Origin of the sequence: Lewinella sp. IMCC34191 (assembly GCF_003390935.1) — a bacterium.
Taxonomy (GTDB): Bacteria; Bacteroidota; Bacteroidia; order Chitinophagales; family Saprospiraceae; genus Neolewinella.
In genome coordinates this window covers 1054323-1076946 of the sequence record NZ_QNQZ01000001.1, presented here as the reverse complement: position 1 = coordinate 1076946, position 22624 = coordinate 1054323, and the positions used below count along the sequence as shown (strand labels likewise).

Here is a 22624-nt window from a genome sequence, read left to right as displayed (position 1 = left end):
GAATGGAGTAAATTGGTGTACAATTTCTCCGTCTATGGAAGAATTTCGTCGGAAACTAGAGCACTCGGCCTTTGGCGTTTGCGCCTGGCTGGGTGATAAGATGGGCATCCAGCGCAGCCGAGTTCGTATCTACTTTATCTACTTATCCTGCCTGTCCCTGGGCTCCTCGCTGCTTTTTTACTTCTTCATCGCCTTTTGGCTGAACATCCGGGAGTACCTGCGGGAAGGGCGACGACAGATTGGCCTGTAGCACGGGCCGCCCGCTTAAGCGCGTAAGAATTATTGCCCGTAGCCGTTTTATAGCTACCTGTTTTTCCGGTCTTTACCAGATCGCCGTGTAGCCTACTTAATCACTCCCCGTTTTGAAGACACTATTCCTAGCCGCTCTCGTCTGCTGTTCCCTCACCCTTATCGCTCAGAATACGTATCACGAACCCCTGGAGATCAAGGCGGGCTTTATCCGACTGCCGGCTATGGGTGAAGTCGCAGTCGGGGATGCTCTGTTCGTATATCAGTACGGTGGAGCCACTACGGAGAATAGCGGGTCGCAAGCCGGCCGGATACTGGACATGAACGGAGCGGGGCACTACGATCTTACCCGCGTAAGCCGGATTGCGGGCGACACGGTGTTTATCTCCCCCGGTCTGCTACATGCATACGATATCGCCTTCACCCAGGTGGTGGCGGATGCCGGCCTGGCCGAGCGTACGGTGGGCAATCTCTCGGCATCCGCCTACGACGGAAGCGTGGGCGGCGTCCTTTTTGTTTCCGCAACGGGTCAATTGACGCTGAACGGTACGCTCGATGCCTCGGGAAGCGGCTTTCGCGGAGGGGCGGGCATTCAGAAGCCCGGCGACTGTAATTTCCTTTCTCCATCCGATGGCTATACTTATGCCGAAGGAAGCTTCGAAGGTACCCGGCGCGGGGAAGGGGTTACGAGCATTCCTAGCGGGCGGGAACTCGGCCGTGCCCCTTCGGCGAACGGAGGTGGTGGAGGAAACGACCACAACTCAGGTGGCGGGGGCGGTGCCAATGCGGCCCTTGGTGGTCCGGGTGGCGAAAACATAACCAATTCACCCTTTCGTTGCTCCGGCCAGTATCCCGGGCTTGGCGGTTACGCTCTGCCCGATGATACCGAACGCCTCTATTTCGGCGGGGGTGGGGGAGCGGGGCACGCCAACAACACCAGCAACGCCGGGGGTGGCAACGGAGGTGGGATTGTCGTGCTTTGGGCGCCGACCATCAAGGTAGGAGCGAATGCCCGGATCCTGGCGGCCGGCAGCGCCGGTCGTTCCGTGGATGGCGACGGCGCGGGAGGGGGCGGTGCGGCCGGCTCCGTCCTGCTCATAGCCGATCAGCTTAACGGTTCCCCTATAATCGACCTTCGCGGCGGATCCGGAGGCGATACCAATAATCAATCCGACCGGTGCTTCGGACCGGGCGGCGGTGGAGCAGGCGGTAGACTGCTGGTACCTGCTGGACTCAACCTGGATGTATCTGCAATCGATGCTTCGGGTGGCCCGGCCGGAGTGCGCACCGGGAGTGCCATCTGCGATGCCACCGACGGGCCGGCCGGGGCCGGCATGGACGGCGGGATGCAAGAACGCAAATTGAAGCGGCCGGTAGGTGGATTCGCACTGGATAAGCAGACGGTCTGCCCGGGACAGACGCTTGTGGTGACAGACCAGAGCAACGGGGCCGACAGGGTAGCATGGACGATTATGCCGGATGTGACCGGACTGGGCCTGACCGAAACCACGAACGGGCTAAGTATTGCGGTAAACGGCGCCGCTCCCGGAGCGTATACCCTGACCCAGCTGCTCTACCTCGATGGGGAAGAGTACGTTGGGCAAACCGGATCTTTCACCATCGCTGCTGCGGCGATGGCTGATTCCGTTTCGCTTGTAATGGTCGGCGACTCGGTTGGTGTAACCCTTGTCAATCCACGGGCCTATGACGCTATCCGCTACGATTTCGGGGATGGAACTATTCTGACGACCGACGAGGCCAAAGCCGGGCATCGCTACGCAACCGTCGATGACTACACCGTCGAGGTTACGTTGGTTAATGGCGCCTGCGGAGATGTGGTGATACCGGCCGGTGTTGTCCGGCCCGGAGAGACAACCCGCGCCTTCATCCTCGAAAAAGATCCGACGGGATGCCCGCCCCTGGTCATTACGCCCTTTGATCTCAGTCAGGGAAGCTACAGTGCCCGGCGCTGGGATTTTCCCGGCGGCACGCCCGAATCTTCCACCGAGGAAAAACCTGTTGTTACCTACGACCGGCCGGGCGTATACACGGCGACCCTCACGTTGCTGGGGAATACGGTAGGAGACGACACGTCCACCACCATTCAGGTAGTCGTATTCGATGCGCCGGTGGCGGCCTTCGACTATTCCATCGCGGATGGTAGGCTCACCCTGACCAACCAAAGTGTGGACGCGATCTCCAGCTACTGGACATTTGGCGATGGCAACAGCAGCACGGAAAGCGATCCGGTCCACCGGTACGCCAAGGATAGTAACTACACGGTCATGCTTGTTGCGACGGGGCCATCGTGCACGGACACCCTCCGTCAGGAAATCAATATGACGGGAACTACCTCCGTCGGGGAACTGGCAGCAATTGGGGTAACGGTCTACCCTAATCCAACTACCGGATGGGTGACCGTAAGCGGGCCGGCTACCATTGCGGCCGTGTATGACGGTCGCGGCCGCCGGGTATTCGATAGTACCGACCATGTCGACCTGTCCCCGTTCCCAGCTGGCGTATATTTTCTTCAGCTGCTGACCGAAAAAGGTCCGAAACGATTGCGCATTTTGAAACAGTAAGGCACGCTTGGGATGGCTGGCTGACCGAGGGAGGAAAATATCTTTTTGGCTTATTTTCCTGTTGTTATTAGGCTCCATTGATGACTTGCCGACCATAACAATTAACACGCGTCGGCGCGGCCGATCGGTGGTCTGGTTTTTGTGAACCAAGATGACCAAGCGGCTATTAGGTGCCTGCAAATCACATATCATGTCCATCGGCGTAGCGCCGGCGGTAAATACCATTACACTTTGACAAAAAATCAAACCACTCCGTCTCCCGAACGCCTCGGAATCGCCATCGTCGGACTAGGCGGTGCGGTCGCTACGACGGCCGTAGCCGGTACGGAGCTCATCCGCATGGGCGATCAGGATACTACCGGTCTGCCGCTTGCTGAGTTCGATCATCTCGACCTCGTGGATTACGAACAGATTTACTTCCGTGGTTGGGACCTTTTCGAGGACGACCTGTACGCCGCGGCCGCGAACCACCGGGTGCTTCGGGCGGACCAATTGGAATCCATCAAACCCGCGCTGACGGGTATGCGCCCCTGGAAAGCCATCAGTAACCGGAACTATTGCGAGGGGGTGGTCTGCGAGGAGGACAGCAAAGGCACCCACCGCGAACTGATTCAAACAATTGTCGATCAAATTCACGAATTCGCCGGCGAGATCGGCGGCCGGGTAGTGGTCATCAACCTGGCGAGCACGGAGCACGCCATCGATATATCGGACGACATCTACCAATCCGTAACCGCCTTTGAGCGCGCCCTGGACGAAAACAACACCGGAATTAGCCCGGCCATGCTATATGCCTACGCCTGTATTCAGGAAGGCATTCCCTATGGGAATTTCACCCCCAGCCGGGCGGCGGACATTCCGGCCCTGCGCAAGCTGGCCGCCGAAAAGAATGTGCCCGTAGCCGGTAAGGACGGTAAGACCGGGCAAACCTATATCAAAACCGTACTGGCACCAGCCCTGCGTGCCCGCGCGCTAAAGGTTCGGGGATGGTTCAGTACGAATATCCTCGGCAACCGGGACGGTGAAGCCCTGCGGAAGCCTGGATCCCTGCAGAATAAGATCGGGACGAAGGGAGACGTGCTGGCCAACTGCCTGGGCTATCCCGTAGAGGACCACGTGGTTAAAATAAACTACTACCGCCCCCGGGGCGACGACAAAGAGGCATGGGACAATATCGACGTGGACGGCTTCCTCGGACAACCCATGCAGATCAAAGTCAATTTCCTGTGTAAGGACAGCATTCTGGCTGCCCCGCTGGCCATCGAAATCGCCCGCTGCCTGGACCTGGCCGGACGGACCGGCCGCGGCGGTGTCGTGGAAGAACTCGGCGTGTTTTTCAAAGCGCCCATGACCTCCGACGGACGCGAACCCAATCACAATTTCACCGAGCAGCATATCGCCCTGATGCAGTGGCTGGAAGACGATCGGCAGGCTGCCCCGGCTACCGCCGGACCCCAGGCCTCGCAATCCGTAGCCTAGTTCATTATGGTTGTTGCTAAGCCCACCCTCCAGCGGACGGCCACCCTATTCGCTGAACTGCAGGACTTGAAGCGGTTACAGCCGGCCCACTACCCATTCTCCATCAGTACCCACCTTTTCCGGCTTTCCTGGCACCGGTGGATAAACGGAGAGGATGTAGTCGTTATCGCGCGCGACGTTCTGCTTAAAGCTTTACTGTCGGTACGCTTTCCTGGGCTGGATGGTCGCTTCTATGCCGTTGCCCGACTGACCGGGGAACGGACCGAAGAAATCCTGCGCGAGGCGTTACGGATGACGGTCGAGGATGCCATCTCGGAAGAGCTGTACACCGAACTGTCGGAACACCTCAGCGGCATGCTTCCTGCGCTTACCGCTCCACGTTACCCGAGCGAGGGGGAATTACCCGCGCCGCTGGAAGCCCTGTGTCGGCAGCCGCGGGCGGGCGCTACCCATCCCGACCGGCCACGGTTGGTCCTGTTGCCGCCCGAGATGCACTCCGATCACTGTCTGCTTACGGCCGTATACGCCGCGATTATGGCCGATCAGTACGGTGGCAACCGGGGAACGGTCTTCCTGGCCGGCCTGGCGCACCACCTGCACAATGCCTACCTGCCGGATTGTGGATTTGCCGGGGAAATTTGTCTTGGTCCGGACCTGGATGACATCGTCAATCGTTGCCGCGGAGAAGCATTACAGCACTTTGATGCCGAGCAGCGCGAAGCGATACGGCACGCTCTGACCTTCCATGAATCCATTGCTCGGCCCGAAGGAAAAGCGATCAGTGCCGGAGATGTAATGGATCGGGTCCTGGATGTCAAGTGGCGTACCCGGGCAGCCGCGGTCACTGACGCTACCGTGCTTGGCGAACTCGACCTGGTGCATCCTGGGCCTCTAAAGGACTTTCAGTCGGAACTGTTACAAGCTTCCGGCTTATGGATGGATTGAAACTGTACAGCCCGTTGAACGGGGAACGGCTGCATCCAAACGCCGATGGTCTCCTTGACGATGGAGAGCGTCTTTGGCCGGTAGTCGACGGCATTCCCTGGTTGCGGCCGAAAGAGGAACTTCGGCAGCGGGTGATTGAAGTGCTACAGCATGGCCGTCGGGACGAAGCGCTGAAGCTCTTGCTTGCCGACCAGGACGACTTCAGTCCTACACCACCACCGAATGAGGATGCGCTTACGGAACTGCTCCGCAATTCCAACTTGAATTTGCGGAAGGCCATGACGGCGCTGAATTACGGACCGGTCGGGAAATACTTCGCGTACCGCTGGTGCTCCCCGACTTTCCGTTCGGGCCTATACTTACTGGAGCACAGCGTGCCGAAGGGCGGCGTGGTCGTCGAAGTAGCCTGCGGAATCGGTCATTTTCTGCGGGAGCTGGAGAGTAATGGGGTGACCACGGTCGGGATGGATATCGTATTCTCGAAACTATGGCTTGCCCGGCGCTACATGGGTGTCCGCGGGCCCTTGGTGTGCGGTGATGTGTCCCAGGGTCCGCTCTCCGTTGCGAAGGGTGGGTGTACGGTATTCTGCCACGATGCCTTTTACTTTTTCCCGGAAAAAGAGCAAGCGCTTCGCCGTATGCGGACACTTGCCGGCCCGGGCGGTCGATTGGCCGTCGGTCACGTCCACACGACTGCCGAACGACATGCTGCCGGGTACCGGCTCGACACACCGTTGTACGCCACCATGGCCGCCGGTCCGGTCTACGATGATGCCTCCGTAGCAGCGGCTTGGTATGCGGGCTCCGACTTACTACCTGCCGGTGACGATTCCCCGGCGGTAAGCTGGATCGAGGGACACGCGGTGAAGGATCCGATACGCTTTTCGGCACCGGATACTTACACCCGCAGCCCGGTTCTCGCCGACTCAAACCTTCCGGCTCCCCCGGCGGAGTGGTGGGCTGAATATGAAATGGACGCTAAAGCCATTCCCGTTCCGGTGCCCGGTCGGGCAACCGTTACTTCCGCCGGTCGGATTGTCGCGGCGGGGGCGCAGGTAGAAGAGCTTAGTCGCGAACAGGATTATCGACAAGGTTATTCCATCAATCTACCGGACAAATGGTGACCCGCATCGGCATCGTGGGCTTTGGCTGGGTGGCGCGCGACTACATGCTGCCCGCCATACAGGCTTCTCCCGGAGCGGAACTGCGTGCGGTGGTGAGTGTTCGCCCGGCGGATTTTGAGGGCCTGCCATCCTACGTCGGGACCTTTGTGGACGTCGAGTCCATGCTACGGGAAACGGACCTGGACGCCGTTTACATCGCGTCGCCCAATCACCTGCACCGGCCGCACGCGGTTGCTTGTCTGGAGGCGGGACTGCACGTGCTTTGCGAAAAGCCCCTGGCACACACCTGCGCGGAAGCCATGCAAATCGTGGCCGCCGCGGAACGAAGTAAGTCCTGTTTCCTTACGGCCTTTGACCAGCGGTACCATCCGGCCCACGAACGCATCGCCCGGGAGATTGCGGCGGGTACGCTTGGTAAACTTACCCAGATCCGCATAGACTACGCTTGTTGGTTGCCAGCGGACTGGTGTGCTGACAACTGGCGCATCGATCCCGATCGCGCCGGGGGCGGAGCGGTAATTGACCTGGCGCCCCACGGCCTGGACCTGGTGGAGCACTTGAGCGGTCAGCGAATTACGGAATTGCACACCCTGTACCAGCGTGTCGCCCACGATTACGGCGTCGACGACGGGGGCATGCTGATGGCGCGTCTTAGTAGCGGAGCGTTGGCCAGTCTCAGCGTAGGTTATAACCGACCCGAAACGCTTCCCCGCCGGCGACTGGAAATTTTCGGTACCAAGGGCATGTTCCTGGCTACCAATACCATGGGGCAGGAGGCGGGGGGCGAGCTACGGTTTATATCGGCCGAGACGGGTTCCGTGGAAACCGAGGTCACCTTCGACAACACTCGGTCTCCCTTTGCCGCCCAGCTCGACTACTTTCTTACCCTGTGCAGCGACACCCGGCACGAAGGCCGCTCCCCGGCGGATGATCTACGACTGGCGGAATTGCTGGAATCCTGCCAACTAAACGAAACGCTATGGCACTGACACACTATGCCTGTGAACACTGTGGAGGCTGGATCCTCTGGTTTGACACGCGGGAACCCGTGGCCTGTCCGAACTGCACGGACGTGCGTAATGCGCTGCCTGAAGAAGACTTCACTTACCTCCGCATTCAGGATGCACCCGCCCGTTACAGCACGCAATGGCGGGAAGTGCTTCCCGGGCTGTGGGATTTCTGGACGGAGCCGCAACTCGGCCTGGGCTCGCACGGATGGCTGATCCAGCGGGAAAAAGGCAATATCGCCTTCGAGGCCGCGCCCTTTTACAGTGAAGATGCCCGCAAGCAATTGGAGCGATTGGGTGGGGTCAAGATCTTAGGTGCCAGCCACCCGCACGGGTACGGAGCACTGTGGCAGCTGCAGGAGTTCTTTGATCCCGAATTGATTATTCACCGGGAGGATCTGCAGCACACGAAGGCTTTTCGGGTCAACCACGTCATCGACGACCACTACGTAATCGATGGGGATTACGAGATGCTGCGGCTTGGGGGCCACTACGAAGGGCAGACGGCACTCTACGCCGCGAAGCACCGGATCCTCTTCCTGGGTGATGCCCTGAAGATTGACTTTGACGGGCAGGGCAACACGGTAGCCCTGAGCTGTCATAAGGGCTACCATTACTCCATACCCCTTTCCCGCGGGGAGTTGGAGCACTACCGGGAGGTTTTTCGGCGATTTGATTTTCAGCATGTGTGTACGCCCTTCGAGCTTGGCCGGGGGGTCGATCAACAGCTTGCACTGGCTTTGGTCAATTACCTGATGGAGAATGGAATACATACCCGCGCCGTACCAATGAAAGAACTACAAGCTTATGTCTGAGACGAACTATGCTTCCCTAATCGATATGTACCGGAGCTCCTTGCCGCCCGGTCGAATCACGGACTACCGTATCGACGGCCTCGACCATCTGGGTATTCCGGTGGTCAGTGTCGACCACTTTCGCGACGGAGGGGGCGCGGCCAACGGTATCGGCTACGGAGCTACTGAAAATGCCGCACGCCTGGGTGCATACGGGGAACTCTGCGAAGAACTACACCTGGACCTGTCTTTCCACGAACTGGAGCAGCGGCACGGCAGCTACCGGGAGCTGGTGACTCACTTCGGTGTGGATCGGGTGATTGATCCCCTTACACTTGTGTTGCCCGCGGGTAGCGACTACGATAACGACACCCCCCTGGTATGGGTTCCCGTAACGGCGATCGATGACGGAAGCAAGCACTGGTGCCCGGCCGAATTCGTGGCGACTAGCGATAGCCAAATCGACTACCCCCATAAGATGACTACCTGTATTCGCAATGGAAGCGGAGCGGGCGATACCCTGGAACGCGCGCTCCTGCACGGCGCGTTGGAACTCCTGCAGCGGGACGGGAATGCGGATTGTTTCCGCGCACTGGACCGCGGACGGGTGATCGAAACAGAGCATCTTCCGGAAGACATTAAGCAGTTACTGCGTACGCTCGCCGACCGTGGGCTCAACGTCATACCTAAGGTGGCCCGCACCACCTGTGGATGTGTTAGTCTGTACGCCGTTGGTGACGATACCACGGACGACCCTTTTCCGTTCAGCGTTACGGGCTGTGGAGAGGCGGCCGATCCCGATACCTCCACCGCGCTGCGAAAGGCGATTCTTGAATGCGCCAGCAGCCACAGCCGCAAGCGTTTTGACAACCTGCCGTTCCGCGATAAGCGCGATTTGCTTCCGGAAGGTGCAGAAGCCAGGTTGAGAGATATCCATTTGGGGGAAGAAGAGCAGCGCGCCCTGCGTGCCATGTATGAGTGGACCCAACTAAATTCCGGTCAACTTAGGCAGCGGCTGGCAGATTCCGTTTTTCGCCGGGAGACTTTGGTCCCTTTTGGTTCCCTGCCGACCTTCGCCGCCGCGGATGTAAAGACTCGCTGGGAATACGTGCTGAAGCAGCTACAGGACCGCGGCCTGCGTCCCTACTACTTCCGAGCCGTCACGACCCGGGGAGCCTGCGAAGTCGTCAAACTGATCGTGCCGGGTATAGAGATGGAGTTCGCCAGCTACCACCGCATCGGGAGGCGTGGCGTGCAGCGATTGCTGGCCGAAGACCCCTTCCATCTGCTCCACCGGAAGGCCGGCCGTGGTCGCAAGGAGGTCAGGTTGCCGGACAAGATAAATCACGAAATGGGTGGCCCCTTTTACCTGGATACCGACCACCTCGACGAGATCATCGATCCCCTCTACGCCCTCTACCGGGAGCCAACCGCCCATGCCGCGGTGCTGGCTGAAGAAACGGGCTATTTCAACACTTCAGTCGAGTCCTGATGAGTAAAGCCTTGCGCTACGCCTACAATACCAACGGTTGCACCAACCACCGGCTCGACGATGCCCTCGACCTGATGGCCGCGGCGGGGTACGATGGGGTAGCCCTCACGCTGGACTGGCATCACCTGGATCCATTTGCCCGCGACTGGAAAGATCGGACGGAACGATTACGCCAAAAGCTCGATGCTTACGGTATGGGATGCGTGATCGAAACGGGGGCTCGCTTTCTGCTGGACCCGATTAGCAAACACGATCCCACGCTCCTCCATCCCGAACCGGCGGGACGGGCCCGTCGTGTTGCCTTTCTGAAGCGAGCGGTTGAGATAGCCGCTATCCTCAACGCCGAAACCGTATCCTGCTGGGCGGGGATCAAACCGGCGAGCCTTACTACCGCGGATGCGCACGATTACTTGCTTGCTGGCCTGCGCGAGGTGCTTCAATTCGCACGGTCAATGAAGGTCGTACTCAGTCTGGAACCCGAACCCGGCATGCTTATTGAAACGAACGCTGACTATGACGCCGTCAGCGAGCAACTCGGCGAGTATCAACAAGAGCTAAGGCTGGCACTGGATCTCGGCCACGTCTGGGTGACCGGCGAAAGCGAGCCGGCGGAAGCCGTAGAGCGCTATGCCGATCGGCTGGGTACGGTATCGATCGAGGGGATGAACCGCGGCGTCCATTTCCACCTGCCGCTGCACGAAGGGGATATGGACATTCCGCCGCTTGTCCGGGCACTGCAACGCGTGCAGTTTGGGGGACTGGTTTGCGTGGAGTTAAGTCGGGAATCCCCACGTGCGCACCAGGCAATCCCCGAGAGCATCGTTTTTCTCCGTCAGGTCGAGCAATCGCTCGCTAAGCAAACTACTTGATCATGCGCATCTGTTTCATTTCCCGCCGCTACTTCCCTGCCGTTTCCGGCATGAGCGTCTACGCCCGCAATTTGACAAAGGCCCTCAGTGAACGAGGCCACGAGGTGGTGATGATCTCGCAATACCGGGAGGACCCGGTCGGCGTCCGGATATATGGGGGAGGCCCCCCGCCGGAAGAACCATGGATGCAGGTACGGGGTCTGCGCTCCGTTGGCGAAGAACTGGGTGCCTGCGCTCCGCCGGCAGATTTTGAATCCGACATGCGAAAAATGGTGGCTACCGCCGTATCGCTGCACCAAGAACGACCCTTTGACGCGGTTCACGCTCAGTACGCTTACCCTACCGGGCTGGCCGCCCTGGAGGTAAGCAGGTTACTCAATATTCCCAACGTCGTTTCTATCCAGGGGGGCGACGGCCATTGGGTAGGACTTTGCTGTGAGACCCATAATCGGGCCATGCAGGCGGTGCTGAAGCATAGTATGGGACTGGTAATCGGGTGTGAAAGTTTCCGGGCCGAAGTGGTGGAGAACCATGGGGTAAGTCCTAACCGGTTCACCATCATTCCCGGGGCAACGAATACGGACCTCTTCACTCCCCGCGGCGGCGAATTAGGCCGACTGCGGTCGCCAGCACGGCTCTTGTACCACGGACGAGTGGATAGCCGGAAGGGAAGTCTGGACTTTATTCGCGCGGGGAAGGCGCTGATCGATGAAGGATTCGATCTGCGGTTGATCGTCTCGGGGATCGGACCGGACTTCGAGGCTACACGGCAGTTAGGAGAGGATTTGGGATTGGATAACAGGATGGAATTTCCGGGGGAAGCCGACTACGTGAATGCCCCCGCTCGCTACCACGCCGGGGATATATTCCTGAGTCCTACCTACGCCGAAGGCTTTTCGAATACCATACTGGAAGCTATGGCAAGCGGCCTGCCGGTTGTGTCCACCCGAACCGTAGGGGTGGTGGATTGCGTGCGTTCCGGCGAGAACGGATTGCTGGTCGGGGCGGGCGATGTCGAAGCACTTGTCGATGCCACCCGCTCCCTGCTCACGAATGACGATTTACGTTACCGGCTGGCCGCAACGGCCCTGCGTGAGGTAGAGCAAAAGTATAGCTGGCCGGTGGTCGCAGCTAGTATGGAGCAGCTTTACCGCCAATTGATCGGCCAGGAGGTGGATCGTGACTGGCAGTCGATCATCACGATGGATGAGGGGGTAGAGTCGCAGGATCTGACCTGTCGTTTCCGAACCGAACCCCATCTACTGTGATCCTGGTGCTAAGTCCTCATCTGGACGATGCCGCATTCAGCTGCGGCGGATGGATAGCTAGCCAGCGGGCGGGTTCTGTGACGGTCGTCACCTGCTTTACGCGTTCGGTGGCGGAACCGGAGGGTTTTGCTTTAGCCTGCCAGTTGGACAAAGGGCTGTCTCCGGCAGTAGACTACATGGCCATCCGCCGGCAGGAGGATGCCGAAGCGATGGATCTGCTTGGCGCGAAGCACGAATGGTGGGATCTGCCCGAGGCTCCGCACCGGGGTTACGAATCAGCCGCCGATCTGTTTGCCGGTATTCATGAAACGGACCTTGGGGTGAAAGATGATCTGATTGCCAGGTTGATAGAAGTATTGCAAACGGCAAAACCGGAAACCATTGTGTATCCCTACGGTGCCGGGAACCATGCGGATCATGTACAGGTCGTACTGGCGGTAGCAGCGATACGCGATCAATTTCCGGCTACTCAATACCTCCAGTACTACGACCAACCTTACACGCGCCGGCATCTGGGGCAGTATGCGTCAAAGTTAAAAGACGCATATTGCTTTTATCCGGGTTGGGCGTCCATTACGGCCAAGTTTGCTGCCTGTCGGGCGTACCGGACGCAAGTTGGTTTTCAATTTGGTGATGACAAGACTATGGAGGAATTATTGGGCGATACGGAATACTTTGCGAAACCTCCGGTCTCCTAACCATTTCAACGGTCAGGCGTATAAATTGCCGTGAATGACTATCCCTCCTCTTCCCTGCCGCCGTGGGCAGCTGAGTTAAACCGGATCGGTCAGGCCGGTCAGGCCTGCTTCTTTCTGCTTGACTTCGAGCTTCAGAAGCCGCTCCTCTTTCAGGGTAATGCCGCGGAGCAGCACGGTATTCGGTTCAATTTTCCGGAGCGTTCGGATGGTACACGATCACCCGTCATTTTGCGGCCGGAGATGAAGGTGCGGCGTGTGTCCAAGACAATCTTTAAACAGTCCTTCGAGATCATTCAGTCGGGGCTACAGCGAGGGGATAGCTATCTGGCCAACCTGACCTTCGCCACCCCGGTGGATTTGGGAGACTCGACCCTGGAGGATGTCTACAATGCTACGCAGGCGAAGTATCGGATTCTGGTCCCCGATAATTTTGTCTGTTTTAGTCCGGAAACATTTATCACAGTAGATGAATATAATTACCTGGAAACCAGGCCGATGAAGGGCACGGCCGTGAATACGCCGGAAGGTATATCGGCGCTCTTGAATGATCCCAAGGAAATTGCCGAGCACGCCACCATCGTTGATCTTATGCGTAACGATATTAGTCGCGTGGCGAGGAATGTACGGGTCACCAATTATCGGTACCTGAGGCCGCTGGAGCGCCAGGGTGGGGGACTGGTGCAGACGAGCACCAAAATCGGGGGTAACCTTTCTTCGAACTGGCGCGACCGCCTGGGTAGTATCCTGTATGACTTGCTGCCGGCGGGCTCCGTCAGCGGAGCACCGAAGCCCGCGACCCTCGAGCTGATCCGACGGGCGGAAGCCAGGGACCGTGGATATTACTGCGGGATCGGCGGTTACTTCGACGGAAGTCGACTCGACACCTGCGTGCTGATTCGGTATCTCGAAAAAGATGGAGATGACTATTGGTTTCGGTCCGGGGGAGGAATCACGGCCCTGAGCCGGATGGAAGATGAATACGCGGAGATGCAAGCGAAAATACGCTTCCCCCCGGCCAACTAGCCTTTGGATTTTATCTTCGTCCGCTTATGCCTAACCCGACTTCACCTTTGTTGCTGGAAACCATCCGTCTGGTGGACGGTCAGGCTCCGCTGCTGCACCGGCATCAGACCCGGGTGGATCGCTCGCGGCAGCGTTATTACGGTAAGTCACCGGCCTTCAAGCTGTCGCAAGTGTTAGCCGAGATGGATCTACCCACCCACGGGGTGCACAAACTTCGTCTGCTCTACCGGGTAGGACTGGAAAGCTACGAGGTGCAGCCCTACAGCATCCGACCGGTAGGATCCTTGCGGGTGGTCGAGGCGAATGATCTCCAGTACTCCCGCAAATACGCCGATCGAAGTTCCATCGAGGCCGCCTTCGCACGCCGGAAAGACTGCGACGATATCATTATGGTGCAGCATCAACACGTAACCGACAGCAGCTACGCCAATCTTGCCCTCTACGACGGTGACCGGTGGTATACGCCCGCCTGGCCGCTGCTGCGGGGAACGCGCCGGGAAGAACTCATTACATCCGGCATTCTGCATCCGACCGTCATACGCCTAAAAGATTTACCGCATTTCGAGCACATCCGACTGGTCAATTCGATGATGGAATGGGAGGAAGGTCCGACGGTGCGCATCACGGCCGTTCTCGGCTTATAGCGTCCTACTCTTTATTTGGCAGCTTCCAGGCGGCGGCGGAGATTCGCTACGGTTTCTGCCGGTCCGCCCGTCAGAATCTCGCGGCGTAGCCAACCGGGAAGTCCGGAACCGGCGTCGGTGCGTACGGTGCACTGCAACCGGATCGTGCCGTTTTTCAAGGGTGTAACGACCCACTCACCGAAGTAGGTGGTCAGGCGATCTCGATTGGAGGCCGGAATGGCTTCCGGTGTAGCCGTGATGGTACGGGTTAGTACGCCGGCCTCATCGACCCACTGATTGATACGGGCGACGACCTCCTTGTCGCGGAAGGGGAAGGGCATATCGATACCGGATACGTAGATGTAATTGTCGGGTAAGCCACCTTCCACCACGTAAGCCCCATCACAGCGGTGGACCCACTCATCGTAGCTTTCCGCATCGTCCAGGGTTGCCTTCACCCGGGCTACGTTAGTGGTGGCGATGGTGACGACCCGAACGGACATATCGTCATTGGCCTCTTCGCGGACAAAAACCTGTACGTCGTCTTCCTCGGTTTGCATGTGAAATCCGTCTGTCGTCTGGGCGTTGGTGACCGTCGAGAGGAGAAAAGCAAGCAGGATAGGAAGGTAGGCGGTCATTCAAAAAAATTTAGAGGGCAAGTAAACGGATAACCCGCTTGAATTGGAAGGAAAGGTATGCGTCCGCCCCGGGGTTCAACGAGTTTAAGTTCACTTGAAACCTGAAAAGCCGTACATTCCCGGGCACATCGATCATACACAAGCTTTATATATGCGCTTAAAGTCGTTTTTTAGTTTGGCCATCATGGCCATATTCTCGCCCCTGGTGGCCCAAGATGGATTCACATCGCTGACCAACGGAAGCGATCTCAGCAACTGGGAAAGTTACGGGGGCGAGGCTCCATACGAACTAATCGGGGACACCATCAAGGGTGTTGCTATAACGAATACCCCGAATACCTTTCTGTGTACGGACAAACCTTATGACGACTTCATCCTGGAGTTGGAATTCTTCGATGAGGCACCGCTCAACAGCGGGGTCATGGTCCGCGGGCAGTGGCGACAGCAGGATGACATCCGACGCGTGTACGGCTACCAGGTGGAGATCGATCCAAGCCCGCGCGGATATACCGCGGGCATATACGATGAGGCCCGGCGGGGTTGGATCTATCCGGTCCACTACAACGACCCGGCCCGTACGGCCTACCGCCACGGGGAGTGGAACAAATTACGGGTCGAATTTATCGGCGATGAATTGCGGACCTTCCTAAACGATCAATCGGTGGCTAATCTGATCGACAGTGTCGATGCCTCCGGAATGATCTGCCTGCAGGTTCATTCCGTGTACATGCCGGACATGGCCGGTAAGACCGTCATGTGGCGCAACATCCGCATCAAGGACAAGGCCACCGAGGCCGACCGCATGCAGGCCGTGCTTGCCCCGGAGGAGAACTTACTGGTCAATCAGTTAACCGATCGGGAAAAGCGACAGGGATGGCGCTTGCTCTTTGACGGGAAGTCGACCGACGGATGGCGCGGTGCCAAGCTGGATGCCTTTCCGCAGTCGGGCTGGGAAGTCGTAGACGGCGAGCTCCGGGTGCTGGCTGGAAACGGTGGGGAGTCGAACAACGGGGGAGATATCGTGACCACCGATCAGTTCAGTGACTTCGAACTCGTCTTCGAGTTCAAGCCTAGCGAGGGCGCCAACTCCGGCGTGAAGTATTTCGTGGACCCGGACTTGAATAAGGGACAGGGATCCGCAATCGGGTTAGAGTATCAGATCCTGGATGACGAGCGTCATCCCGACGCCAAGGCCGGCGTGATGGGCAACCGCACGATGGCATCCCTGTACGATCTTATACCGGCTAATCCGGTAGATGTCGAGCGCCGCAAGGATTATTCCATTGGCGACTGGAACCGCGGGCGCATCAAAGTGAAGGACGGAAAGGTGGAGCACTGGCTCAACGGATACAAAGTCGTCGAATACGATCGCTTCAGCCAGATGTTCAAAGCACTCGTCAATTACAGTAAGTACCAAGACTGGGAGAACTTCGGTCGCTGGCCGCAGGGCCCCATCCTGCTACAGGATCATGGCAATGCCGTGGCCTTCCGTACGATTAAAATCCGTGAACTTTAAAGCAAGCCGATCATGACAAACCGCAGATCCTTTATTAAAAAATCCGCGCTGGCGGGCGCAGGTCTAACCATGGGTATGCCGGCTTTCGGCAACGTGCTCGGGGCGAACGACCAGGTTAACGTCGCGGTATTCGGTACCAATAGCCGAGGCAATTACCTGGCACACACCTTTGCCGGGGCAAAAAATTGCAAGGTTGTCGGAATCGGCGACACCGATACCCGGGCCATGGAGAAAGGCCAGAAGTCCGTAATGGACGTCACGGGTGAGAAGCCGACCGGTGGGCAAGACTTCCGCCGGTTCCTTGACGACCCCGACATTCAAGCCGTAGTGATCGCCACACCGGATCACTGGCACGCCCCCATGGCCATTATGGCGCTCGAAGCGGGCAAGCACGTCTACGTGGAAAAGCCCTGCAGCCAGAACCCCGCCGAGGGAGAAATGCTGCTGGCCAAACAGGCCAAGACCGGATTAAAAGTGCAAATGGGTAACCAGACCCGGAGCAGCGTCTCCTTAAACCGGATCATCAATGAGATCCACGACGGCCTGATCGGCAAGGCATACGCCGCCAAGGCCTGGTATGCGAACCAGCGGGGACCGATCGGGGAACACGAGTTCACCGCCGTGCCCGAATGGCTGGACTGGGAATTGTGGCAGGGGCCGGCTCCCCGCCAGGAATTCGATAACCTGCTCGTGCACTACAACTGGCATTGGTTCTGGAAGTACGGCACCGGCGAACTGCTGAACAACGGCACTCACGAAGTTGATATGTGCCGCTGGGCGCTGCAGGTGGAATACCCCAGCCAGGTGACCAGCAGCGGCGGTCGGTACCACTTCGACGATGCATGGGAGGCCTACGATACCCAACTCGCGAGTTTTGAGTTTGCCGATAACAAGCAGATTCACTGGGACGGTCGCAGCTGCAATGGCATGCCTCTATACGACCGTGGCCGCGGGGCCATCGTATACGGTACGGAGGGATCGGTAATCATGGATCGCGGCGGTTACGTGGTTTATGACATCAGGGGGAATGAGATCCGCCACGAACAGGAAACCGGGGATACCATCAGCATGGATACGCGGGGTGGAGGTAATCTGGACGTGATGCATATCGCCAACTTTATCCGTGGGGTGAACAGCGGCGAAGAGCTGAATTCCGATATCACCAACGCCCGGCCGAGCGTGCTGATGTGCCACCTGGGCAACATGGCGCAGCGCACCGGGGAGGTTTTGCATATCGATCAGGAAACGGGCAAGCCGCAGGACAGTCAGGCCGCCATGGAGCTTTGGGAACGCGAATACGCTGACGGCTGGAAGCCCCAGGTATAAGTTCTTAATGCCGGTCGTGCTACCTTTGGGGCAATGGAAGTCCATTACCACCTTGCCGACCTGCCCCGATTCCGTAGAGCCGTCATCACCATCGGAAGTTTCGATGGCGTACACCGTGGTCACCAGCAGCTTCTGAAGCGTATTCGTCGCATGGCGGAACGCCGGCAGGGGGAAAGTGTCGTGATTACCTTTTATCCGCACCCGCGTACCGTGTTGCGGCCCGAAGATGACAGCCTGCGTTTACTGTCGACCACGGAGGAAAAAGAACGATTCTGCGCCGAGCAGGGAATCGATCACCTGGTTGTGGTACCGTTCGATCGGGAATTCAGTCAGCAATCGCCTTCGGAATACATCGAAAACTTCCTGGTCCGCTATTTCCGTCCGGAGCGAATCGTAATCGGTTATGATCACCAGTTCGGAAAGGACCGGTCGGGAGATGTGGAATATTTGCGGTACTTCGGCAACCAGTACGGGTACGAGGTCGTGGAGATCGCCGCCCAGGAAGTAAACGCGATTACGGTAAGCTCGACCAAGATCCGCGAGTCGCTGTTGGAAGGGCGGGTCGGCGACGCCGCGGAACTGATGGGCCGCCCCTACGAGATTACGGGTACGGTAATCCACGGCAATCAGTTGGGAAGGACGATTGACTATCCCACCGCGAATCTGCAACCCGACGAAGCCCTCAAGCTTATTCCCGCGCATGGTATATACGCCGTGACGGCGCGGGTCGGGGGAAGCATGCGACGGGGGATGTTGTACATAGGCGACCGCCCGGTAGTTGAAGACGGCCGGGGCACGATCATCGAACTTCATCTGTTCGACTTTGATGGGGACCTTTACGATCAGTCGATCACCGTTTATTTCCATGAATTCCTGCGGGGCGATCGTAAACTGGAGGATCTACGTTCGCTGCAGGAACAATTACGGAAGGACGAAGAGACGGCCCGGCAGGTCCTGGATACGCATGCCGATGTCGGGTCAACCGGAGATAACTACCACCCGAAAACGGCGGTCGTCATCCTGAATTATAACGGAGTGGATTACCTCCGGAAATACCTCGGTCGCGTAGAGGAGTGTCTGGCACCGAACGCGCACGTCGTCGTTGCCGACAATAAAAGTTCGGATGATTCCGTCACCTACCTGCGGCAGCACCATCCGGACGTCGAAGTCATCGAGTTGGCCGAGAATTACGGCTACGCCGATGGCTATAACCGTGCCCTACAGCGAGTCAAGGCGGAAGTGTACGTGCTCCTGAACTCCGACGTTCGCGTCACCCCGCAATGGATGGAAAGCATCCTGGCCCACTTTGAGGATCCCCTGGTGGGTGCCGTTCAGCCGAAGGTACTGTCCGAACACCAACCCGAGTGTTTCGAATACGCGGGGGCCAGCGGGGGCTATCTCGATTTTTTGGGATACCCCTTCTGTAGAGGACGCGTTTTCGCCCATACGGAGCGTGACGAGGGGCAGTACGATTGCTGCAAGGAAATTTTCTGGGCGACCGGAGCTGCCTTCTTCGTCCGGGCCAGTACCTTTCATACGATGGAGGGTTTTGAGCCGGAGTATTTCGCGCACGCGGAGGAAATTGACCTTTGCTGGCGGATGAAACGGGCAGGGTATAAGATACTTGCCGAGCCGGAGTCGACCGTCTACCACGTCGGCGGAGGCACGCTGGCCTATGATACTCCCCGGAAGGCCTTTCTCAATTTTCGCAATACCCTGATTACCAGCTTCAAGAACGAGGAAGCTACCCGCCTGATCTGGTGGTTACCCGTTCGGCTGCTACTGGATGGCGCTGCGGCGCTGCTGTTCCTGGTGCAGGGGAAGCTGGGACACATCCTTTCCATTTTACGGGCCCACTGGTCTTTCTATTTACAGTTGCCATTGTGGGTATACCGCCGGGAGCGAAGAAATAAAGAGATTGAGTTCGGGAGGGTGGGGCCACCGCGTACCGACGCCGGAAGGGTATCTGATAGCATAGCCCTACAGTACTACCTGCTAGGGAATAAGCGATTCTCGGACGTGGTCATCCGGCAGGTTTGCGTAGAGGCGAAGCCGGAGACTGCCACTACTTAAAGCATTGGGGGCTTCCCGATTAGCCGTCGTAAAAGATGGGTAGTTTAATTGAGCCCTTCCCCGTGGCTTTTGTTTCTTTGCCCGAACACAAATATCCAGTTTATGGCAATGCTGAACTTTGGCGGCACGGAAGAAAAGGTCGTCACCCGAGAAGAATTTCCCCTAGAAAAAGCCCGTGAGGTACTGAAAGACGAAACCATCGCCGTGATCGGCTACGGTGTTCAGGGCCCCGGCCAGAGTCTGAACCTACGCGATAATGGTTTTAATGTTATCGTCGGTCAGCGCAAGGGAGGTGCTTCCTGGGACAAAGCCGTCAAGGACGGTTGGGTACCCGGCGAGACCCTGTTTCCGATCGAGGAGGCAGCCGAGCGCGGCACCATCATTCAGTATCTGCTGTCGGATGCCGCCCAGATTGAAGTCTGGCCCCGGATCAAGCCGTACTTAACCGAGGGAAAGGCATTGTACTTCAGCCACGGTTTCGGCATCACCTACAATGACCGGACCAAGATCATCGCGCCGGAAGGTATTGACGTGATCCTGGTAGCCCCGAAGGGATCGGGGACCAGCCTGCGTCGGCTATTCCTGGAAGGCCGTGGCCTGAATTCCAGCTTCGCCATCGACCAGGATGCCACCGGTCGCGCCTTCGAACGGGTCGTCGCCCTGGGTATTGGCGTGGGTAGCGGATACCTCTTCGAAACCGATTTCAAGCGGGAAGTATACAGTGACCTCACCGGTGAGCGGGGTACCCTGATGGGGGCCATTCAGGGTATCTTCGAAGCTCAGTACGACGTGCTGCGCGCTAACGGCCACAGCCCCTCGGAAGCCTTCAACGAAACAGTTGAAGAACTGACCCAGAGTTTGATGCCCCTAGTTGCCGAGAACGGTATGGACTGGATGTACGCGAACTGCTCCACTACGGCCCAGCGCGGTGCCCTCGACTGGAAAGACAAATTCCGCGATGCGGTCAAGCCCGTCTTCGAAGATCTCTACCAGAGCGTTGCCAGTGGCGAGGAAGCCCAGCGCAGTATTGACTCGAACAGTCAGTCCGACTACCGCGAAAAGCTGGAAGTCGAGCTCAAGGAGCTAAGCGAAAGTGAGATGTGGCAGGCCGGCCGTACCGTGCGGAAGCTGCGCCCTGAAAATGCCTGAGGGTAACCTATCCCGCCTACCTGCGTTGTAAGTTGCATTATACCTGCGCTCCGGCGCCATCAACTCTTACGCATGCAGGCAAGTCAGGACAGAATAAATAGGATTCAGCGGCTCGATAATGAGCCGTTCGACCTGGTCGTCATCGGCGGCGGTATTACGGGAGCCGGAGTGGCCCTGGATGCCGCCAGCCGGGGCCTCAAAGTGGCGCTCATCGAGCGAAACGATTTCGCCAGCGGTACGAGTAGTAAGTCAACCAAGCTAATCCACGGTGGCTTGCGCTACCTGAAGAACCTGGAAATCGGACTGGTACGGGAAGTCGGGCAGGAACGCGCGGTCGTCCACAAGATCGCGCCGCATTTGGTCCGGCCGGAGAAGATGCTTTTACCACTGGTCGAAGGTGGATCCCTCGGTAAACTGTCGACAAGTATGGCCCTCTGGGTCTACGACTTCCTGGCCGACGTGGAGGGTGACGATAAACGCGTCATGCTCTCTAAAGAGGAGACGCTGGAAATCGAACCACTGCTGCGGGATGACATTTTGAAGGGCGGTGGCTTCTACGCTGAATACCGTACCGACGATGCCCGGCTTACCGTGGAAAATATCAAGACGGCGGTAGCGAAGGGCGCCCTGGCGCTTAATTACGTCGAGGCTACCGGCTTTCAGTACGGGGAAGATGGCCAAATCGAGGGGGTCCAGTGCCGCGATCGCTACGAAGGACGTGATTTTGAGATTACGTGTGAGCACGTGATCAGCAGTGCCGGGCCCTGGGTCGATGACCTGCGCAAGATCGATAAGAGCATGAATAATAAGCGCCTCTTTCTGAGTAAAGGGGTGCACATCGTGGTTTCGCGCGAACGGCTACCGCTTGCCCACGCGTGTTACTTCGACGTGGCGGACGGTAGGATGCTCTTCGCTATTCCCAGGCTACGCTGTACCTATATCGGTACGACCGATACACCCTATAAAGGTGACCCGAATGCTATCCCCGTCTACCGGGAAGATGTCGACTACCTCCTGGAAGCGACGAATGCGCTATTCCCCACGGTCAAGTTGACCGTCGAGGACGTGGAGAGCAGTTGGGCCGGGGTACGACCTTTGATTTTCGAGGAGGGGAAGTCGGCCGGAGAAATGTCGCGCAAGGACGAAATATTCGAAAGCGAATCCGGACTGCTGAGTATCGCGGGGGGCAAGCTAACCGGCTACCGGAAGATGGCCGAGCGCGTAGTCGACCGACTTGGTAAACAGCTGCACGAGGAAGGAGAAGAGATCGGAGACAATACGACGCGCAAGATCGTGCTGAGCGGAGGACCGTTCAAGAGCTTTGAGGAAGTGCTCCGCTACGAAGAAGATATCGCGAAGCAACTTGCGGAGGCCAGCCTGGCTCCCGACCGGGCGGCCTACCTCGTATCGAACTACGGGAGGCAAAGCCCACAAATCATCGAATTGGCCCGGGCGAGAAGCGAAAACACCGACGTAGCCCGTCTGGCCGCCGCCGAGGCCTACTGGTGCATCCGGAATGAAATGGCACTCTATCCCATCGACTGGGTCGAGCGGCGGTCGGGTAGATTGTACTTTGACATGCCCAGTATCGAGCCGGTACTGGAAGACGTGTTGCAGGTCTTTGCCGAAGCATTTTCCTATTCGGAAGAGGATATCGACCGGGAGCGCGAGCGCGTTCGGGAAGCTATTCGATGGGTAAGCACCTTCGAGCCGGAAAAGACCGAAGACGGCGTCCAGGTTAGCTGAGCGGTAACAATTAATCCCGGGGG

Annotated in this window: 19 protein-coding genes; 18 read left to right on the top strand and 1 reads right to left on the bottom strand. The window is 58.1% G+C overall.

What is annotated here, in order from left to right; genetic code table 11:
* Window positions 1-34 precede the first annotated feature (34 nt).
* The 13 genes from DRW39_RS04315 to DRW39_RS04255 all read left to right on the top strand — a co-directional run bounded on the left by DRW39_RS04315 (window position 35) and on the right by DRW39_RS04255 (window position 14174).
* Window positions 35-250 carry a PspC domain-containing protein gene (locus tag DRW39_RS04315; RefSeq protein ID WP_116105726.1) on the top strand — a complete coding sequence of 72 codons (216 nt, stop codon included), beginning with the start codon at window positions 35-37 and terminating at the stop codon, window positions 248-250.
* A gap of 112 nt (window positions 251-362) precedes the next feature.
* Window positions 363-2831 carry a PKD domain-containing protein gene (locus DRW39_RS04310; protein ID WP_116105725.1) on the top strand — a complete coding sequence of 823 codons (2469 nt, stop codon included), beginning with the start codon at window positions 363-365 and terminating at the stop codon, window positions 2829-2831.
* Window positions 2832-3062: 231 nt separating this feature from the next.
* Window positions 3063-4310 (top strand): inositol-3-phosphate synthase, encoded by a 1248-nt coding sequence (locus DRW39_RS04305; RefSeq protein WP_198664784.1) that lies wholly within the window; start codon window positions 3063-3065, stop codon window positions 4308-4310.
* Between the two features lie 6 nt (window positions 4311-4316).
* Window positions 4317-5255, top strand: a complete 939-nt coding sequence (locus tag DRW39_RS04300; protein WP_116105724.1) for a hypothetical protein — start codon at window positions 4317-4319, stop codon at window positions 5253-5255.
* Window positions 5243-6379 carry a methyltransferase domain-containing protein gene (locus tag DRW39_RS04295; protein ID WP_116105723.1) on the top strand — a complete coding sequence of 379 codons (1137 nt, stop codon included), beginning with the start codon at window positions 5243-5245 and terminating at the stop codon, window positions 6377-6379. The genes DRW39_RS04300 and DRW39_RS04295 overlap by 13 nt, the downstream gene beginning before the upstream one ends.
* The gene (locus DRW39_RS04290) at window positions 6373-7368 is read left to right on the top strand and encodes a Gfo/Idh/MocA family protein (RefSeq protein ID WP_116105722.1); all 996 of its coding nucleotides are present in this window, start codon (window positions 6373-6375) and stop codon (window positions 7366-7368) included. Before DRW39_RS04295 ends, DRW39_RS04290 begins: the two co-directional genes overlap by 7 nt.
* The gene (locus tag DRW39_RS04285; protein WP_116105721.1) at window positions 7359-8201 is read left to right on the top strand and encodes a hypothetical protein; all 843 of its coding nucleotides are present in this window, start codon (window positions 7359-7361) and stop codon (window positions 8199-8201) included. Before DRW39_RS04290 ends, DRW39_RS04285 begins: the two co-directional genes overlap by 10 nt.
* Complete coding sequence (locus DRW39_RS04280) at window positions 8194-9672, top strand: YcaO-like family protein (protein WP_116105720.1); 1479 nt, start codon at window positions 8194-8196, stop codon at window positions 9670-9672. Before DRW39_RS04285 ends, DRW39_RS04280 begins: the two co-directional genes overlap by 8 nt.
* A complete protein-coding gene (locus tag DRW39_RS04275; protein ID WP_116105719.1) occupies window positions 9672-10541 on the top strand; it encodes a sugar phosphate isomerase/epimerase family protein in 870 nt (289 codons plus the stop codon). Before DRW39_RS04280 ends, DRW39_RS04275 begins: the two co-directional genes overlap by 1 nt.
* Window positions 10542-10543: 2 nt before the next feature.
* Window positions 10544-11809, top strand: coding sequence for a glycosyltransferase family 4 protein (locus tag DRW39_RS04270; RefSeq protein ID WP_116105718.1), 1266 nt, complete (start codon window positions 10544-10546; stop codon window positions 11807-11809).
* Entirely contained in the window at window positions 11806-12507 is a 702-nt protein-coding gene (locus tag DRW39_RS04265; RefSeq protein WP_116105717.1) for a PIG-L deacetylase family protein, read from the top strand. Before DRW39_RS04270 ends, DRW39_RS04265 begins: the two co-directional genes overlap by 4 nt.
* Window positions 12508-12537: 30 nt before the next feature.
* Window positions 12538-13530 carry an aminodeoxychorismate synthase component I gene (locus tag DRW39_RS04260; protein WP_157975923.1) on the top strand — a complete coding sequence of 331 codons (993 nt, stop codon included), beginning with the start codon at window positions 12538-12540 and terminating at the stop codon, window positions 13528-13530.
* A gap of 26 nt (window positions 13531-13556) precedes the next feature.
* On the top strand, window positions 13557-14174 hold the full coding sequence (locus DRW39_RS04255; protein WP_116105715.1) for an aminotransferase class IV: 618 nt from the start codon (window positions 13557-13559) through the stop codon (window positions 14172-14174).
* Between the two features lie 11 nt (window positions 14175-14185).
* Here the strand turns inward: DRW39_RS04255 and DRW39_RS04250 are convergent, their stop codons facing one another.
* A complete protein-coding gene (locus tag DRW39_RS04250; protein WP_116105714.1) occupies window positions 14186-14791 on the bottom strand; it encodes a hypothetical protein in 606 nt (201 codons plus the stop codon).
* 184 nt (window positions 14792-14975) lie between these two features.
* Here DRW39_RS04250 and DRW39_RS04245 point away from each other — a divergent pair, with 184 nt between their 5' ends.
* The 5 genes from DRW39_RS04245 to DRW39_RS04225 all read left to right on the top strand — a co-directional run bounded on the left by DRW39_RS04245 (window position 14976) and on the right by DRW39_RS04225 (window position 22601).
* Complete coding sequence (locus tag DRW39_RS04245; RefSeq protein ID WP_198664783.1) at window positions 14976-16307, top strand: DUF1080 domain-containing protein; 1332 nt, start codon at window positions 14976-14978, stop codon at window positions 16305-16307.
* A gap of 12 nt (window positions 16308-16319) precedes the next feature.
* Window positions 16320-17633, top strand: coding sequence for a Gfo/Idh/MocA family oxidoreductase (locus DRW39_RS04240; RefSeq protein WP_116105712.1), 1314 nt, complete (start codon window positions 16320-16322; stop codon window positions 17631-17633).
* Window positions 17634-17666: 33 nt separating this feature from the next.
* A complete protein-coding gene (locus DRW39_RS04235) occupies window positions 17667-19706 on the top strand; it encodes a bifunctional riboflavin kinase/FAD synthetase (RefSeq protein ID WP_116105711.1) in 2040 nt (679 codons plus the stop codon).
* A 102-nt stretch (window positions 19707-19808) separates the two neighbouring features.
* Window positions 19809-20855: a ketol-acid reductoisomerase gene (ilvC, locus tag DRW39_RS04230; RefSeq protein WP_116105710.1), complete on the top strand. Its 1047-nt coding sequence runs from the start codon at window positions 19809-19811 to the stop codon at window positions 20853-20855.
* Window positions 20856-20927: 72 nt separating this feature from the next.
* On the top strand, window positions 20928-22601 hold the full coding sequence (locus DRW39_RS04225) for a glycerol-3-phosphate dehydrogenase/oxidase (protein ID WP_116105709.1): 1674 nt from the start codon (window positions 20928-20930) through the stop codon (window positions 22599-22601).
* Window positions 22602-22624: the final 23 nt, after the last annotated feature.

What these genes read in the sequence shown, in the direction of transcription:
- DRW39_RS04285 (WP_116105721.1), top strand. Translation starts at nt 7,359, where the DNA reads ATGGCACTGACACACTATGCCTGTGAACACTGTGGAGGCTGGATCCTC.
- DRW39_RS04250 (WP_116105714.1), bottom strand. Translation starts at nt 14,791, where the DNA reads ATGACCGCCTACCTTCCTATCCTGCTTGCTTTTCTCCTCTCGACGGTC.
- DRW39_RS04270 (WP_116105718.1), top strand. Translation starts at nt 10,544, where the DNA reads ATGCGCATCTGTTTCATTTCCCGCCGCTACTTCCCTGCCGTTTCCGGC.
- DRW39_RS04240 (WP_116105712.1), top strand. Translation starts at nt 16,320, where the DNA reads ATGACAAACCGCAGATCCTTTATTAAAAAATCCGCGCTGGCGGGCGCA.
- DRW39_RS04235 (WP_116105711.1), top strand. Translation starts at nt 17,667, where the DNA reads ATGGAAGTCCATTACCACCTTGCCGACCTGCCCCGATTCCGTAGAGCC.
- DRW39_RS04245 (WP_198664783.1), top strand. Translation starts at nt 14,976, where the DNA reads ATGGCCATATTCTCGCCCCTGGTGGCCCAAGATGGATTCACATCGCTG.
- ilvC (WP_116105710.1), top strand. Translation starts at nt 19,809, where the DNA reads ATGGCAATGCTGAACTTTGGCGGCACGGAAGAAAAGGTCGTCACCCGA.
- DRW39_RS04275 (WP_116105719.1), top strand. Translation starts at nt 9,672, where the DNA reads ATGAGTAAAGCCTTGCGCTACGCCTACAATACCAACGGTTGCACCAAC.
- DRW39_RS04295 (WP_116105723.1), top strand. Translation starts at nt 5,243, where the DNA reads ATGGATGGATTGAAACTGTACAGCCCGTTGAACGGGGAACGGCTGCAT.
- DRW39_RS04225 (WP_116105709.1), top strand. Translation starts at nt 20,928, where the DNA reads ATGCAGGCAAGTCAGGACAGAATAAATAGGATTCAGCGGCTCGATAAT.
- DRW39_RS04315 (WP_116105726.1), top strand. Translation starts at nt 35, where the DNA reads ATGGAAGAATTTCGTCGGAAACTAGAGCACTCGGCCTTTGGCGTTTGC.
- DRW39_RS04255 (WP_116105715.1), top strand. Translation starts at nt 13,557, where the DNA reads ATGCCTAACCCGACTTCACCTTTGTTGCTGGAAACCATCCGTCTGGTG.
- DRW39_RS04280 (WP_116105720.1), top strand. Translation starts at nt 8,194, where the DNA reads ATGTCTGAGACGAACTATGCTTCCCTAATCGATATGTACCGGAGCTCC.
- DRW39_RS04290 (WP_116105722.1), top strand. Translation starts at nt 6,373, where the DNA reads ATGGTGACCCGCATCGGCATCGTGGGCTTTGGCTGGGTGGCGCGCGAC.
- DRW39_RS04300 (WP_116105724.1), top strand. Translation starts at nt 4,317, where the DNA reads ATGGTTGTTGCTAAGCCCACCCTCCAGCGGACGGCCACCCTATTCGCT.